15 protein-coding genes are annotated in these 15831 nt (G+C 69.2%); 6 read left to right on the forward strand and 9 right to left on the reverse strand.

Features of this window, described 5'->3' with window-relative positions; translation table 11 throughout:
• The first annotated feature begins 120 nt into the window (after positions 1-120).
• Complete coding sequence (locus tag OHB49_RS23875) at positions 121-456, forward strand: histone-like nucleoid-structuring protein Lsr2 (RefSeq protein WP_030972365.1); 336 nt, start codon at positions 121-123, stop codon at positions 454-456.
• Here OHB49_RS23875 and OHB49_RS23880 read toward each other — a convergent pair.
• A complete protein-coding gene (locus tag OHB49_RS23880; protein ID WP_329162859.1) occupies positions 435-1046 on the reverse strand; it encodes an SCO3374 family protein in 612 nt (203 codons plus the stop codon). The two genes, OHB49_RS23875 and OHB49_RS23880, sit on opposite strands and share 22 nt — an antisense overlap.
• Before the next feature lie 430 nt (positions 1047-1476).
• Here OHB49_RS23880 and OHB49_RS23885 point away from each other — a divergent pair, with 430 nt between their 5' ends.
• The 3 genes from OHB49_RS23885 to OHB49_RS23895 all read left to right on the forward strand — a co-directional run bounded on the left by OHB49_RS23885 (position 1477) and on the right by OHB49_RS23895 (position 5808).
• A complete protein-coding gene (locus OHB49_RS23885; protein ID WP_030925328.1) occupies positions 1477-4005 on the forward strand; it encodes an ATP-dependent Clp protease ATP-binding subunit in 2529 nt (842 codons plus the stop codon).
• 115 nt (positions 4006-4120) lie between these two features.
• A complete protein-coding gene (locus OHB49_RS23890; RefSeq protein ID WP_329162862.1) occupies positions 4121-4258 on the forward strand; it encodes a hypothetical protein in 138 nt (45 codons plus the stop codon).
• An 839-nt stretch (positions 4259-5097) separates the two neighbouring features.
• On the forward strand, positions 5098-5808 hold the full coding sequence (locus OHB49_RS23895) for a M23 family metallopeptidase (RefSeq protein WP_329162864.1): 711 nt from the start codon (positions 5098-5100) through the stop codon (positions 5806-5808).
• A 35-nt stretch (positions 5809-5843) separates the two neighbouring features.
• Here OHB49_RS23895 and OHB49_RS23900 read toward each other — a convergent pair whose 3' ends face one another.
• Complete coding sequence (locus OHB49_RS23900) at positions 5844-6428, reverse strand: TetR/AcrR family transcriptional regulator (protein WP_030972371.1); 585 nt, start codon at positions 6426-6428, stop codon at positions 5844-5846.
• A 124-nt stretch (positions 6429-6552) separates the two neighbouring features.
• Here OHB49_RS23900 and OHB49_RS23905 point away from each other — a divergent pair, with 124 nt between their 5' ends.
• On the forward strand, positions 6553-8166 hold the full coding sequence (locus OHB49_RS23905) for an MDR family MFS transporter (protein ID WP_329162866.1): 1614 nt from the start codon (positions 6553-6555) through the stop codon (positions 8164-8166).
• 111 nt (positions 8167-8277) lie between these two features.
• Here OHB49_RS23905 and cseC read toward each other — a convergent pair whose 3' ends face one another.
• The 6 genes from cseC to OHB49_RS23935 all read right to left on the reverse strand — a co-directional run bounded on the left by cseC (position 8278) and on the right by OHB49_RS23935 (position 13205).
• Positions 8278-9678: a two-component system sensor histidine kinase CseC gene (cseC, locus tag OHB49_RS23910; RefSeq protein WP_052189605.1), complete on the reverse strand. Its 1401-nt coding sequence runs from the start codon at positions 9676-9678 to the stop codon at positions 8278-8280.
• Positions 9675-10379, reverse strand: coding sequence for a two-component system response regulator CseB (cseB, locus tag OHB49_RS23915; protein ID WP_030972377.1), 705 nt, complete (start codon positions 10377-10379; stop codon positions 9675-9677). The genes cseC and cseB overlap by 4 nt, the downstream gene beginning before the upstream one ends.
• A gap of 79 nt (positions 10380-10458) precedes the next feature.
• Entirely contained in the window at positions 10459-11151 is a 693-nt protein-coding gene (locus OHB49_RS23920; protein WP_443079555.1) for a hypothetical protein, read from the reverse strand.
• Positions 11139-11789 (reverse strand): SigE family RNA polymerase sigma factor, encoded by a 651-nt coding sequence (locus OHB49_RS23925; RefSeq protein ID WP_329162871.1) that lies wholly within the window; start codon positions 11787-11789, stop codon positions 11139-11141. The genes OHB49_RS23920 and OHB49_RS23925 overlap by 13 nt, the downstream gene beginning before the upstream one ends.
• 175 nt (positions 11790-11964) lie before the next feature.
• Positions 11965-12867 carry an A/G-specific adenine glycosylase gene (locus tag OHB49_RS23930; RefSeq protein WP_030972383.1) on the reverse strand — a complete coding sequence of 301 codons (903 nt, stop codon included), beginning with the start codon at positions 12865-12867 and terminating at the stop codon, positions 11965-11967.
• Positions 12868-12992: 125 nt separating this feature from the next.
• Positions 12993-13205, reverse strand: coding sequence for a hypothetical protein (locus OHB49_RS23935; RefSeq protein ID WP_329162875.1), 213 nt, complete (start codon positions 13203-13205; stop codon positions 12993-12995).
• Between the two features lie 505 nt (positions 13206-13710).
• Here OHB49_RS23935 and OHB49_RS23940 point away from each other — a divergent pair.
• Positions 13711-14520 carry a hypothetical protein gene (locus OHB49_RS23940; RefSeq protein ID WP_329162877.1) on the forward strand — a complete coding sequence of 270 codons (810 nt, stop codon included), beginning with the start codon at positions 13711-13713 and terminating at the stop codon, positions 14518-14520.
• Positions 14521-14680: 160 nt separating this feature from the next.
• Here OHB49_RS23940 and disA read toward each other — a convergent pair whose 3' ends face one another.
• Positions 14681-15805, reverse strand: coding sequence for a DNA integrity scanning diadenylate cyclase DisA (disA, locus tag OHB49_RS23945; RefSeq protein WP_329162879.1), 1125 nt, complete (start codon positions 15803-15805; stop codon positions 14681-14683).
• Positions 15806-15831: the final 26 nt, after the last annotated feature.

The following is a 15831-nucleotide window of genomic DNA, read 5'->3' on the forward strand; positions in this document are numbered from 1 at the left end:
TGTCCGAATCGCGCATGTTTCCCGTGTTCTTGCACTCCTGAACCTCTCCCAGGGGTTTGTGTTTTCCGGAGAAAAGCGGTTTCCTTTCCGCGTACTGCATTTTCGATGAAAGGAAATCCGGTGGCACAGAAGGTTCAGGTCCTTCTTGTCGATGACCTCGACGGTGGCGAGGCGGACGAGACAGTGACGTTCGCTCTGGATGGCAAGACGTACGAGATTGACCTCACCACGACCAACGCGGACAAGCTCCGCGGTCTTCTTGAGCCGTACACCAAGGGTGGCCGACGCACCGGTGGCCGTGCCGCGACCGGCCGCGGCAAGGGTCGCGCCGTTCCCGGTGGCAACAAGGACACCGCTGAGATCCGTAAGTGGGCGCGCGAGAACGGTCACAATGTGAATGACCGCGGTCGTGTTCCGGCAGAGATCCGCGAGGCTTACGAGAAGGCCAACGGCTGAACTGTCGGCTGATCGGCCGTGCACCCCGTTGCCGGTCGTCCTGTTCCGGCACGCGTCAACCGGGCCCGGTGGCATTCCGTCGCCACCGCGTCCACGAGCCGTACGAGATCGGGAGCATCCCCACCCCTGCTCCCGAGGCCGGCGAGGGCCGGGAGCTCCTCCCCCTCGTGCCGCAGCTCGGGGGGCCGCAGCCATACGGCGGCCCCCGGCGAGCCGGCCGCCCAGCCGGGCGGTGCCGGCGCGATGATCCGCCCGCCCGTACCGACGGCGGTCAGCGTGAGCGCCACCCCGCCCCACTCCAGCCAGTCGAGCAGCCCCGGCAGCTCGTCGGCGCTCCCCGGGGCCACCAGTAGCCCCATGGTCTGCCCGGTCAGTGCCACCGGCCCGGTGCGTCCCACCCGCCGCAGCGCAGCGTGACCCGCGACCGCAGGCAGTTCCAGGACGTCGAACCGCAGCCCGGTCAGCAACCGGAGCGGAGCGGTGCCCGTCGTCGCCCAGCCGAGCTCGCGCTCGTACCACTGCGCATGGTCGCCATGGCCGTCGCGGTCGTCGGCGAGCGGCGAGCGCGGAGGCGGGACGGTGAGGGCCATGCCGGAAGAACTGCCGAGAGACCCCAAGAGTTACGCAGAGTCCTCGATTGCATGCGCAGCGTGTCCGGAATGGAGGGCGCACGAGCGCATTTTGGAGCGCAAGGATGTTCGCCCGTAGCGGAGGGAACCGGCGTGCGCCGCATGGACTGTCTGTAATTGCGGGTAAGACATCCCTAGTGGGGAGGGGCGACACGCAGGCCGAGACGTCTCACGTTCGCCGTCGGCGTACTGGCGATAGGGGTATCTGCCTGGCCTGCGGGAACATCGTCTCGCACCATCGGGTTGGAGCAGTTGTCGGCGTTCGGGGCAGGAGGCCAAGGACGGGTGTCGGCAGTTGGAATGAGCGGTCCCCGCTTGCGGGACTAAGCTGCGGAAGGACAGGGAGGGGACCGACCCCTTACTGCCTGACCGCTCTGAGGAGCGATTAACGATGTTCGAGAGGTTCACCGACCGCGCGCGGCGGGTTGTCGTCCTGGCTCAGGAAGAAGCCCGGATGCTCAACCACAACTACATCGGCACCGAGCACATCCTCCTGGGCCTTATCCACGAGGGTGAGGGTGTCGCCGCTAAGGCCCTGGAGAGCCTCGGGATTTCGCTCGAGGCGGTCCGCCAGCAGGTGGAGGAGATCATCGGTCAGGGCCAGCAGGCCCCGTCCGGGCACATCCCCTTCACTCCGCGAGCCAAGAAGGTCCTGGAGCTGTCGCTCCGCGAGGCTCTTCAGCTCGGCCACAACTACATCGGTACCGAGCACATCCTGCTCGGCCTGATCCGCGAGGGCGAGGGCGTCGCCGCCCAGGTCCTCGTCAAGCTGGGCGCCGACCTGAACCGCGTGCGGCAGCAGGTCATCCAGCTGCTCTCCGGGTACTCGGGAGGCAAGGAGGCGGCCACTGCGGGCGGCCCCGCGGAGGGCACGCCCTCCACGTCCCTGGTGCTCGACCAGTTCGGCCGGAACCTCACCCAGGCCGCTCGCGAATCCAAGCTCGACCCGGTCATCGGGCGCGAGAAGGAGATCGAGCGGGTCATGCAGGTGCTGTCCCGCCGTACCAAGAACAACCCGGTTCTCATCGGCGAGCCCGGCGTCGGCAAGACGGCGGTCGTCGAGGGCCTGGCGCAGGCCATCGTCAAGGGCGAGGTGCCCGAGACCCTCAAGGACAAGCACCTCTACACCCTCGACCTCGGCGCGCTGGTCGCCGGCTCCCGCTACCGCGGTGACTTCGAGGAGCGCCTGAAGAAGGTCCTCAAGGAGATCCGTACCCGCGGCGACATCATCCTGTTCATCGACGAGCTCCACACCCTGGTGGGTGCGGGCGCCGCCGAGGGCGCGATCGACGCGGCAAGCATCCTCAAGCCCATGCTGGCGCGAGGCGAGCTCCAGACGATCGGTGCGACGACGCTCGACGAGTACCGCAAGCACCTGGAGAAGGACGCGGCCCTCGAGCGCCGCTTCCAGCCCATCCAGGTCGCGGAGCCGTCGCTGCCGCACACCATCGAGATCCTCAAGGGTCTGCGCGACCGCTACGAGGCCCACCACCGCGTGTCCATCACGGACGAGGCGCTGGTCCAGGCCGCGACGCTGGCCGACCGCTACATCTCGGACCGCTTCCTGCCGGACAAGGCGATCGACCTGATCGACGAGGCCGGCTCCCGGATGCGCATCCGCCGGATGACCGCGCCGCCGGACCTCCGCGAGTTCGACGAGAAGATCGCGGGCGTCCGCCGCGACAAGGAGTCGGCCATCGACTCCCAGGACTTCGAGAAGGCAGCGTCTCTCCGCGACAAGGAGAAGCAGCTGCTGGCGGCGAAGACCAAGCGGGAGAAGGAGTGGAAGGCCGGCGACATGGACGTCGTCGCCGAGGTCGACGGCGAGCTGATCGCCGAAGTCCTGGCCACGGCCACGGGCATCCCGGTCTTCAAGCTGACGGAGGAGGAGTCCTCCCGTCTGCTGCGCATGGAGGACGAGCTCCACAAGCGCGTCATCGGCCAGAAGGACGCCATCAAGGCCCTCTCGCAGGCGATCCGCCGTACGCGAGCCGGTCTGAAGGACCCGAAGCGGCCCGGTGGCTCGTTCATCTTCGCCGGCCCGTCCGGTGTCGGTAAGACCGAGCTCTCCAAGACGCTCGCCGAATTCCTCTTCGGTGACGAGGATGCGCTGATCTCCCTCGACATGTCGGAGTTCAGTGAGAAGCACACGGTTTCCCGCCTCTTCGGTTCTCCCCCCGGTTACGTGGGTTACGAAGAGGGCGGCCAGCTCACCGAGAAGGTGCGCCGCAAGCCGTTCTCCGTCGTCCTCTTCGACGAGGTCGAGAAGGCCCACCCCGATATCTTCAATTCCCTGCTCCAGATTCTGGAAGACGGTCGCCTGACCGACTCCCAGGGCCGGGTCGTGGACTTCAAGAACACGGTCATCATCATGACGACCAACCTCGGGACCCGGGACATCTCCAAGGGCTTCAACCTGGGCTTCGCCGCCCAGGGCGACGTCAAGACCGGCTACGAGCGGATGAAGAACAAGGTCAACGAAGAGCTCAAGCAGCACTTCCGGCCCGAGTTCCTCAACCGTGTCGACGACACGGTCGTGTTCCACCAGCTGACCGAGGAAGACATCATCCAGATCGTCGACCTCATGATCGCCAAGGTGGACGAGCGTCTGAAGGACCGCGACATGGGCATCGAGCTCAGCGCGGAGGCCAAGTCGCTCCTGGCGAAGAAGGGCTACGACCCCGTGATGGGTGCCCGGCCGCTGCGCCGGACGATCCAGCGCGAGATCGAGGACATCCTCTCCGAGAAGATCCTCTTCGGTGAGCTGCGTCCCGGTCACATCGTGGTCGTGGGCACCGAGGGCGAGGGTGAGGAGAAGAAGTTCACCTTCCGTGGCGAGGAGAAGTCGGCACTGCCCGACGTCCCGCCGATCGAGCAGGCGGCAGGCGGCGCCGGCCCGAACCTGACGAAGGACGCGTAAGGGCGCGTAGAGCGTCTGAGCATGTGAAGGGGCTGCCCCGGACCGTTCCGCACGGTTCCGGGGCAGCCCCTTTTTCTGTGCGGCCCGGGATCAGCTGGTGATGCGGAGGCCGTCGGTGCCGGGGGACGTGGACATCGGTGTCCTCAGCCTCGACATCGAGGCCGGGCAGGACCTGGGCGGCGTGAGATCCGGCGGCGCCGGCCACTTCCGCACCCGGCGCCGATCATCTCCCTCCCCGGCCTGCGCCGGGTGAAGCTTCCGCACGTGCCCGCGTACGGGCTGGACGGCGTCCCCGTGTACGGGTCCGAGGTGCGGCGACTGGTCCGGGCCTCGCAGGACGCCCCATGGGACGGTCTCGGCCCCTGGGCGGGCCTGGCATCGCTCTGCGGACGCACCCTCGCTCCGCCGGCGGCCCTCTTCGCCGTTCTGCGCCGGACGCCCGTCGTCACCGACCTCAGGACGCCCGTCGTCACCGACCTCCGGCCGACGCGCCCGCGCAGTACGGCCTCGCCGCCGAAGCGGCCCTGCCGCCCGCGGCCCTCGGCATCGGGCGGCAGGGCGCCCCGTCGACCTGCACAGCGCGGTCTCCGGGCGGTGCTGAAGGTCCGGGCCGGTTCCGACAGACCGTGCGGCGCGGTCGCCGGGCCGACTCCTGCCGGTCGGCGCAGAACGGCGAGGAGGGCCGCAGGCCGAAGGTCCCGAATCGGACAGCCCTTGGTCCCACCGCGGGTGACAAGGCGCACAGCCCTTTCGGGGCCTACTAGGAGGCTTAGGGGAGATGACCGCGAGCACGGGAGGGACCTCAGTCCCGGGGGCGACCGGGACCTTCGGAGTGACGGTGCGGGACGCCTGGAACGCTAGGTAATGTCCGTTTAGAGCGGTTTGGAACTGGGGTTAAACCTGCTCGGCCGACGAGATCCGACAGGGTGCGGAGCGGGTGGTGCGGAGCCCGCCCGAGTGGATTCCCGCCGTGTCGGCTACGGCTTTTGTTCGTAGATGGGGTGTTTGAGCATTGCTGGGGGTCCGGGTTACCAAGGGATAGCCAGCCCGGCGGACAAGCCGGGACGACTCACCTCCGGAGGATCTCCGCATATGTCGAAGCGCGCTACGTTCCAGCACTCCCGCCGCCCGTCCGTGTCCCGTGTCCGTGGCGCCGTGGTGGCAGCCGGCCTGGGGACGACGATGGTTCTCGGTGCGGGCGCTGCGTTCGCGGCCGGTGCGGCGGCGAGCGCCCCCGAGGCGGCGAGCCTGGTCAATGCCGCGGCCGAGTCGGTCGCCAAGCAGGCGACCGTGCAGGGCAAGGCGGCCCAGGCCGCCAAGCAGACGGTGGCCAAGAAGGCCGCCGAGGCGAAGAAGGCCGCGAAGAAGGCCGCTAGCCTGGTGACCTCCTGGGAGGCGCCGGTCAGCCACTACAAGCTGAGTGCCAGCTTCGGCAACGACGGCTCGCGCTGGGCCCACAAGCACTCCGGCCAGGACTTCGCCGTACCGGTCGGCACCAAGGTCGAGGCCGCGCACAGCGGCGTCGTCGTGAAGGCCGGTCCGAACGGTGGCGGTGACGGCCCCGCGTACGGCAACGCCATCGTGATCAAGCACGGCAACGGCATGTACTCGCAGTACGCCCACCTGTCGCGGATCGACGTGCACATCGGCCAGTCGGTGGAGAAGGGGCAGAAGATCGCCCTTTCCGGTAACACCGGCAACTCCAGCGGTCCGCACCTGCACTTCGAGATCCGGAACACCGCCAACTACGGTTCCGCGGTCAACCCGGTCGCCTTCCTGTACAAGCAGGGCGTCACGGTCTGACCCGACCGGACGCACAGCCCGCAGCCCGGGCCCCGCTACTTCGCGGGGTCCGGGCTGTGGGCTTGGGTGACCAGACCGACGGCGACTTCGAGGACGGCCTCGCGCTTGTCCTCGACCTTGCCGTCGACGTCCTTGAGGAAGAACATCCCGGCGTGCATCGATACGAGCGCGCTGACGCAACGGACCTGGTCGGCGAGGGCGGCGTCGGGGTCCTTGAGCAGATCGAGCAGCTCCATGAGCCGCTTCTTCGAGGTCTCCCCGACACTGAGATCGCGCACGGCCGCCTGGTTCTCCTGCATGAAGCGGAACAAGGGGGCGGCGTCGATCAGTGCGTCGCTGTAACGGACCAGGAGCTCCTTCTTCGTCTCCAGGGTGCGCGGCTGCTCCTTGCCCCAGGCGATCAGCTTCTCGACGGGCCGGTTGAGGTCGTCGAAGATGCTGACGAGGATGTCTTCCTTGGTCTTGAAGTGGTAGTACAGCGCCGCCTTGGTGACGTCCAGCTTCTCGGAGATCTCGCGCAGTGAGGTCTTCTCGTAACCCTGCTCGGCGAAGAGCTCCAGGGCGACGTCCTGGATGCGCTGGCGCGTGTTGCCCCGGCGTGGCTGCGGCGTGCTGCCCATGGTGCTCTCCCCAAAAAACTTACTTGACGCCCGGCTAGTTACGGGTTCTACTGTCCCCAGTGTAGTCAACTAGCCGGGCGGCAAGTAAGTGACCGGTGAACAGGGGATCAGGGAGTTGGGGATCATGTCGGACCTGAAGAAGGCGGCAGGCGGGAAGGCGGGCGGCAGACCGGCCGACAAGGTTGCCGACGCGCCGGCCACCACGCCCGCGCCGCGGCAGCGCAGCGTCCGGGTGGTGATGCTCGCCCTGATGATCACGATGCTGCTGGCCATGCTCGACAACCTGATCGTCGGCACCGCCATGCCGACCATCGTCGGCGACCTCGGCGGACTGGAGCATCTGTCCTGGGTCGTCACCGCGTACACCCTGGCCACCGCGGCCTCCACCCCCATCTGGGGCAAGCTCGGCGACATGTACGGACGCAAGGGCATCTTCCTCACGTCCATCGTGGTCTTCCTGATCGGTTCCGTACTGAGTGGAATGGCCCAGGACATGGGCCAGCTGATCGGCTTCCGGGCGATCCAGGGACTCGGCGCGGGCGGTCTGATGGTCGGCGTCATGGCGATCATCGGCGACTTGGTGCCGCCCCGTGAGCGCGGCAAGTACCAGGGCCTGATGGCCGGCGTGATGGCGATCGCCATGATCGGCGGACCGCTGGTCGGCGGCACGATCACCGACCACCTCGGCTGGCGCTGGAGCTTCTACATCAACCTGCCGCTGGGCGCGGTCGCCCTTGCCATGGTCACCGCCGTGCTGCACCTGCCGAACAAGGAGCGCACCAAGGCGAAGGTCGACTACCTAGGTGCCGGGCTGCTGACTCTCGGCATCACCGCGATCGTGCTGGTCACCACCTGGGGCGGTTCGGAGTACGCCTGGGACTCCGCCGTGATCATGGAGCTCGCCGCGATCGGTGTCGTCTCCCTCGTCGGCTTCCTCTTCGTCGAGACGAAGGCTGCAGAACCGATCATTCCGCTGCACATCTTCCACAACCGCAACTTCACGCTGATGTCCCTCATCGGCTTCATGTCCGGCTTCGTGATGTTCGGCGCGGTGCTTTTCCTGCCGCTGTTCCAGCAGTCCGTCCAGGGCGCGTCCGCGACCAACTCCGGACTCCTGCTCCTGCCGATGCTGTTGTCGATGATGGTCGTCTCGCTGATCGCCGGACGGGTCACCACCAGCACCGGGAAGTACAAGATCTTCCCCATCATCGGCTCCGTCCTGATGGTGGCCGGTCTGTTTCTGCTCTCGCAGATGGACACCGGCACCACCCGCTTCACCTCCGGCATCTACATGGCGGTGCTCGGCGCGGGCATGGGCTTCCTGATGCAGATCACCATGCTCGTCGCGCAGAACAGCGTCGAGCTGAAGGACATGGGTGTCGCCTCCTCCGCGACCACCCTCTTCCGTACGCTCGGCAGCTCCTTCGGTGTCGCGATCATGGGGGCGCTGTTCACCGGACGAGTGCAGGACGAGATGGCTGCCCACGGCGGCGGAGCGGCCACCGCGAAGTCCGCGCAGCTGGACGCGGCGAGCCTGGCGAAGCTGCCGGACCCGGTGCGTGAGGCGTACCAGTTCGCGGTCTCGTCCGGGACCCACATCGCCTTCCTGGTCGGCGCTTCGGTCGGCGTGATCGCGCTGCTGGCGGCGGTGTTCGTCAAGGAGGTGCCGCTGCGCGGAGCCGGCCCGGAGGCGAAGGCAGAGGTCATCGAGGACGCCAGGCAGAGCGAGACCGTCTGACCACCGTCCGATCCGGCCGACCTGGCAACAACGGCAAGGCCCCTGGGGTGCGCGGTCCGCGCACCCCAGGGGCCTTGCCGTTGTTCTCGCTCAGCTCGGGCTCAGCCCACCTCAGCCGGACTGTGTGCCGTCCGACGCGGCGTTCGCCCCCGGACCGTCCGTGCCGCCCGGTTCGGCCTCGGCCGCCCTGCGCTGTTCGGCGAGCTGAAGGATGGGGAAGCTGCCCGTGTTCGTCGGGGCGTGCTCCGGCAGCCACAGCACGGCGATCGCCCCGCCGGCCCCCTCCGCCGCGCCCTGCGGCGCCGCGTTCCGGAAGGTCAGCCGGGCGCCGAGGACCCGGGCCTGACCGGCGGCGATGGTCAGCCCCAGGCCGTGCCCGTGCCCGGCGCGGTCGCTGCTTCCGGTACGGAACCTGCTCGGGCCCTCACGCAGCAGCGCCTCCGGGAAACCGGGCCCGTGATCGCGGACGCGCACCACCCGCCCCTCGACCGTCACCTCCACCGGAGTGGAACCGTGCCTGGCCGCGTTCCCGAGCAGATTGCCGAGAATGCGCTCCAGCCTGCGCGGATCGGTGTTGACCCACGACTCGTGCACCACCTGGACCCGCACATCCGGGTCCAGCAGAGCGACCCGTCGGCTGACGAACTCGCCGAGCGCGATCTCCTGCAGCTCGGCCCGCTCCGACGCACTGTCCAGCCTGGCCACCTCGAGCACGTCCTCGACGAGCGTGCGCATCGCCTGTGCCCGGTCCCGTACGAGCTCGGTGGGGCGGCCCGGCGGCAGCAGCTCGGCCGCCGTCAGCAGCCCGGTCACGGGGGTGCGCAGCTCGTGCGCGATGTCCGCGGTGACCCGGCGCTCCGCCTCGATCCGTCCGTTCAGCGCGTCCGTGAGGGCGTCCACCGCACGGGCCAGGTCGTCGGTCTCGTCCCGGATGACACCGCCGATGGCGTCCCTGACCCGTACCTCCGTATTGCCCTCCGCGACCTTCCCGGCCGCGGCCGCCGCCTTGCGCAGGCGGCGCGACAGCTGGCCGCCGATCAGTACGCCGAGCGCGCAGCCGCCGAAGACCACCGAGACGGAGCCGATGACCAGCGCGCGGTCGAGATCGCCCATGATCGTGGCGCTGCGGTTGGCGAAGCGGGTGTGCAGCGACAGCACGTCACCGTTGGCCAACGGCACGGCCGCCCACACATCGGGCACCCCGTTCGCGTACTCGTCGACATGCGTGGCGCGCCGGTTCCTGCGGGTCTCCGCGCGCAGGCTCTGCGGCATCGTCGGGTCGTTGAGCTTGGCGCCGAACTTGGGGTCGGCCTTCTTCGTCTTCGTCGCCTCGTAGAGCAGCTGCGCGTACGTCAGCCGCTCCAGCTGGACCTCACGGGCGTTCTCCAGCATCGAGACGCGGGCGGCGTTGTGGACGACGAGGCTCAGCGCGACCGCGATCAACGCGCCGACCGCCGCGATCGCGATGCTGATCTTCCAGCGGACACCTGTCCGCAGAGCCGGCCGCGTCATGCCTTGAGCTTGTAGCCGAAGCCGCGGACCGTCTCGATCCTGTCCTGTCCGATCTTGGTGCGCAGCCGCTGCACATGGACGTCCACGACCCGGGTGTCGCCGCCCCAGCCGTAGTCCCAGACCCGTTCGAGCAGCTTGTCGCGGGAGAGCACTGTGCCGGGCGCGGACGAGAACTCCAGCAGCAGCCGCATCTCGGTCGGGGTGAGCGCCACCTGCTCGCCGCCCTTGCGTACCTCCATGCCCTCGGTGTCGACCTCCAGATCACCGAAGACCAGCACCCCGCCGACGGGCTGCGACTCCGTCTCCGTACCGCCCGACCGTCCGCCCGACGCATGACCGAAGCGGCGCAGCACGGCGCGGATCCTGGCGACCAGCACGGCGCCGTCGAAAGGCTTCGTGACGTAGTCGTCGGCGCCGGCCTCCAGGCCGAGCACCACGTCGATCGAGTCGGCGCGGGCCGACAGCATGATCACCGGGACCGTCGACTCGTCCCGGATGCGACGGCAGAGACTGACGCCGTCCAGGCCCGGCACCATCACGTCGAGCAGGGCGATGTCCGGCCGGTCGGCCCGGAACGCCTCCAGGCCGGAAAGGCCGTCGGGCATCGCGGTGACCACGAATCCGTCCCGTTCCAGCGCCAGCTGGGTGGCCTCGCGGATGACATCGTCGTCCTCGACGAACAGGACGTGGGTCTCGGCCATCGACTGCTCTCAGCTCTCGCTTCTCGGGTTGGCGGCTCTTCGCCGGCTCTTTCGCGCCGGTCTCGGTCCTTCGGCGGTCTCAGTTCGTCGTCGGCTCGGCGGGCTCCGGGAACCCCGCTTCTCCGTTACCGACAGCTCTGTTGAAGTCGTTGTGCACCCGGTCGTGCTCGCTGAACCGGTTGCCGACCCAGCGGTACGTGACCACTTCGTCGCCGGACGGGTAGGCGACCGCGTCCTTCTTCTCGTACACCTGCGTCGTCACCACCAGGTCACCCCGGTCGATGGTGCCGTAGACCGCGGGCTGCTCGGTGGTGAAGACGTTCTGGTACGTGCCGTCGCTCCGCGCGCGGTACACGTAGGTGCCGACCCCTACCGAGTCGCCGCAGGTCATCACATTCACCACGACGTCCGTCGACGAGCCACCGGTCAGCGTGCCGTACGAGGCGTCGACCGGGTACTCGTCCCCCGTGCAGGGCTTCAGGTCCGTCCTGACCCGCTCGCTCACCTTGGGGTCCCGTTTGACCAGCTGGACGGCATCGACCCGCCGCACGGACTTCCCCGTGGGCGGGGTGCTGGCCGACGGTGTGACCTGGGCGACCGGCTGCGTGCCGGCCGGTCCCTCGTCGCGGGTGCCAGTGCCACCGGTGGAGCAGCTGACGGTGAACAGCCCGAAGGCGGCGAGCCCGGCCATTGCCGTACTGCCCGCCGCCCAGCCGGTGAGACCGCCGCCGCCTCTGCCGGTCGCTCTGCTTCTGCCTGTCAGGCCGCGCACCGCTCCCGCCCCCGTTCCTCATGCCGCCGGTCCGCCTGTCCACGGACCTGCGCCGGTACCCGTGCACGCCCCGGAGCGCCGGCGGCCGGAACCCGGTCGCCCGCCGTGCTGCGCCGGGCCTCACGGATCGTGGCTTCCCGGCTCATCGCCTCGCGGCTCTCCAGCTCCTGGCGCAGTCGCGCCAGCGCCCGGTGCAGCGTGCTCTTCACCGTACCGGCCGACATTCCGAGCGCCGCGGCCGTCTCCTCCGTGCTCATCTGCTCCCAGTGTCGCAGCACCACGACGCTGCGCTGCTTGGGAGCCAGCACGCCCAGGACGTCCATCAGCAGAGCACGGTCGGCGCGCTGCTCGGTGCCGTCCTCGACGCTCGCGTCGGGCAGCTGCTCGGTGGGAACCTCCTCCAGCTTGCGGGCCCGCCACCACTCCGTACGCGTGTTGATCATGACGCGGCGCAGGTAGGCGTCGGCGAGGGACTTGTCGGCGATGCCGTCCCAGCGGCCGTACGTACGGGCCAGGGCGGTCTGCAGCAGGTCCTGCGCGTCCACCGGGTCGGGGACCAGGCGGCGCGCACTGCGCAGCAGGGCCTCCTGCCGGGTGCGTACGTACTCTTCGAATTCGAGCACCTCGCCATGCGCCATTCCAACCGCCTCCGTCCCCGTAGATCCCCGTCTGACCTCTGCCAGCCACTGGTCGCGTGGGCTGACGGTCGGAGACGTTACGGAGCGGTTGTCACGGCGCTGTGCGGAGCAGCCATACGCCGACGCACGGCTGTCCATCGGTTGTGTAACAGCGGGCGGAAGCCCCCTCTTGCTTCTAGCCCAGCGGCAGTTGGTAGTGGCCGCCCGGAAGTGGTTCGACCAGGCCGTCGGCGACCAGGCCGTCCAGGGCCCGGGCCCGTTGCGCCGGCTCCTCCCATACGGCGTCGAGCGCCGACTGCGGAACCGGGGCCACCGCCTCGCGCAGCACGCCGAGCAGCCGGCCGCGCACCTGCCGGTCGGTACCGGCATAGGTCTGGCCGCGGCGCGGGGGCCCCTGATGCTCCGGCTTCCCGGCCAGCCGCCACGCGCACTGCGTGGCGATCGGGCATCGCGTGCAGTCCTCGTTCTTGGCGGTGCAGACCAGCGCTCCGAGCTCCATCGTCGCGGCCGCCCAGCGGGCCGCCCGTTCGTCCTCGTCTGGCAGGAGCGCGCGGGCGAGCTTCCGCTCGGCGGCGGTGGTCGCATTCGGCGGGTACTGGATGCCGGTCGCGGCCCGGGCGAACACCCGGCGGACGTTCGTATCGAGTACGGCATGCCGCTGTCCGTACGCGAACGAGGCCACGGCCGCCGCCGTGTACTCACCGATCCCGGGCAGCGCGAGCAGCTGACTGTGCTCACTCGGTACGTCGCCGCCGTGTCGTTCAGTTATTGCCTGCGCGGCTCCGTGCAGGCGCAGCGCTCGCCGCGGGTAGCCGAGCCGGCCCCAGGCACGGACCGCTTCACCCGGCGGCTCGGCGGCCAGATCGGCGGGGCGCGGCCAGCGGGCCAGCCACTGTTCGTACACCGGGAGTACCCGGCTGACGGGGGTCTGCTGCAGCATGAACTCGCTCACCATCACACCCCAGGCACCCGCTTCGGGGCGGCGCCAGGGCAGATCGCGGGCGTGCTGGTCGAACCACCCGATGACGGGCGCGTGGAGGGATGTGGGGGGCGTCTGTGTCGCAGTCATGGCAGTCATCGCAAGCCGATCCTGGCATGGAAGGGCAGGCAACGGTCTTGGCGGCGGGGGTGTCGCCCGTCATGGGGGCCCATGGAGTGATAATGCCACCCGTCTGTCCCCACAGTGAGCCCCGGCCGGGGTCTTCAGCAGGAGTCGGCACGGACTCGGCCGCCCGCTCCGGGGCCCGATATCCGGACCGCGAGGGGCACCCGGTTGTTCCTTGCCGTCAGGGCGAGCGGCCGCGCCGGGCGGGACAGCAGGACGATCACCAGCGCCGCCGCCGATCCCCCCACGAGCAGGCCCACTGCCACATCGCGCGGAAGGCGCACCCGGGCAAAGACCCGCGAGAACGCCATCAGCAGCGCCGGCGGCACCGTGAACCAGGCCCGTGCACGACCGGGCGACCGCGAGAGCGACGGCAGCCGCGGCGGCTGTCGCCGTGTGGTTGCCGGGAAAGGACCGGTCACCGTCGGCGGACGCGGCACCGGTGAGGCCGCCGCAGCAACGACCGACCGGTATGGACGCTCCCCGTCCGCGATCGACTCGAGAAGCTCACCGGCGACGCGGCTGACGGCTGTCGCGAGCAGCGACAGGGGAAGGGCTCCCGCATCCGCGCCGCGCGCACGTGCCGTGTGCGAAATCGGTGACGTCGCTGTGCAGGAAGGAGAAGGGAGTTGAACTCGTCATGTGACAGACCGTAGGCAACAGGGCGGGGTTGTCACGGTGGGCGATCATCAGGGGGCGCGCCTGGCGAAAGTCGGGGTCGGAACAGGCCACTGCATGATGATGATCCGCAAAACTTGGGGATCAGAGCGGCGGGTGGGGCGGGAGTTGGCGCGGATCTCTCGTACAGTTTGCGCCGTGGGATCTCTGCGCAATCCGATCGGTCCGCTTCCCTCCAGCATCTATTGGCGACGGAGGGCCGTAGCGGCGATGCTGATTGTGCTGCTCGCGCTGCTGATCGCATGGGTCGTCACTTCCGGTGGCGGCAAGGGGAACATGGACGACTCCCGGCCCAACGGGTCCGGCCCCGCACACTCGATCACTCCGGGACCCGCCAGTTCCGGTCCGGCCATCACTCAACAACCGGGCGGGCGCGACGATTCGGGCGACTCCGGTGGGGGCGGCGACAGCGGCAGTGGCACGGACGCGGGTTCCGACGGCACCGCCGACGGTGGCTCCGGCACCGACGCCGGATCCGGATCGGGTTCCGGCAGCGCGGCCGGTGGCGGAAGCGAGGGGCAGCAGGTTCCGGCCGGCTCCTCGATCCCCGACTGCACCTCCTCCGCACTGCAGTTGACCCTGCGCACCAAGCTCAACTACAGCCCCGGCGAGAACCCGAAGTTCGAACTGATCGCCAAGAACACCTCGTCCACCGCCTGCAAGGCCGACTTCGGGCCGAAGAGTGCGGTGGTGACCATCACCGAAGCCGGTGGCGACGACGACGAGGTGTGGTCCTCCAAGGACTGCCCGCGCAATGCGGGCACTGTGCTGCTGGAGGTTCCGGCGGGCGCGACCATCGTCCACACCGTGGAGTGGGACCGGAAGAAGAGCGCCCCGAAGTGCGCGACGCCGCCCGCGGGGGCTGCGGGGGCCGGTACGTATCTCGTCGAGGCGAAGGCTCCCGGCGAGCCGGTGCAGCGCGCCTCCTTCGTCCTCGCGAAGGACTGAGCGGCGCCCGCCCGAGCGGTTCCTGACCGGTGCGCGATCACTGTCGCGATCAGGGGCACTGTCGATCACGGTCGTGGTCGCGGTCCGAAACGTACTTCGGGGCCCGGTCCACCGACCGGGCCCCGAGGCATGTACTGCTCCGCGCAACCACTGCGTATCGCTAGACGTACCGCTCAAGAATCGACGACTCGGCCAGTCGCGACAGCCCCTCGCGCACGCTCCGCGCCCGTGCCTCGCCGACTCCGTCCACCGTCTGAAGGTCGTCGACGCTCGCTGCGAGCAGCTTCTGCAGTCCGCCGAAGTACTCCACCAGCCGGTCGATGATCGCCCCGGGCAGCCGCGGCACCTTCGCCAGCAGCCGGAAGCCGCGGGGCGAGACCGCCGAGTCGAGGGTCTCGGGTGATCCGCTGTACCCCAGGGCCCGTGCCACGACCGGCAGTTCGAGCAGCTCGGTGTGCGAGAGCCCGTCCAGCTCGGTCAGCGCCTCCGCGACCGTACGTGACCGCTTGGCGGTCGGCTCCGGTACGTAGTCACGCACGACCAGTTCTCGCTCCGGCTCGACTCCCGCGATCAACTCGTCGAGCTGGAGGGAGAGAAGCCGGCCGTCGGTGCCCAGCTCCACCACGTATTCGGCGATTTCGGTCGCGATCCGGCGGACCATCTCCAGACGTTGCGCGACAGCCGTCACGTCCCGCACCGTCACCAGGTCCTCGATCTCCAGCGCGGAGAGCGTGCCCGCGACCTCGTCGAGGCGGAGCTTGTACCGCTCCAGGGTGGCGAGGGCCTGGTTGGCGCGGGAGAGGATCGCGGCGGACTCCTCTAGGACCCGGCGCTCCCCGTCCACGTACAGCGCGATCAGACGCATCGACTGCGAGACCGAGACGACCGGGAAGTTGCACTGCCTGGAGACCCGGTCCGCCGTGCGGTGGCGGGTTCCGGTCTCCTCGGTGGGGATGGAGGCGTCCGGGACCAGCTGCACGCCGGCCCGCAGGATCTTCGTCATGTCCTTGTCGAGGATCAGTGCCCCGTCGAGCTTGGCCAGCTCGCGCAGCCGCGTCGCGGTGAACTCCACGTCCAGCACGAAGCCGCCGGTGCACATCGACTCGACGGTCTTGTCCATGCCGAGCACGATCAGCCCACCGGTGTTGCCGCGGAGGATGCGCTCCAGGCCGTCCCGCAGGGCCATTCCGGGCGCGACGGCGCTCAACGAGGCGCGCATCAGCGCCTCATTACCGGTGCCTTGGCCGGACTTTCCGGGCGATGATGCCCGGTCGCTGGCTGCCACTGCACTCCTCCGGTCACAGGTTTGCG

Origin of the sequence: Streptomyces sp. NBC_01717 (genome assembly GCF_036248255.1) — a bacterium.
GTDB lineage: Bacteria > Actinomycetota > Actinomycetes > Streptomycetales > Streptomycetaceae > Streptomyces.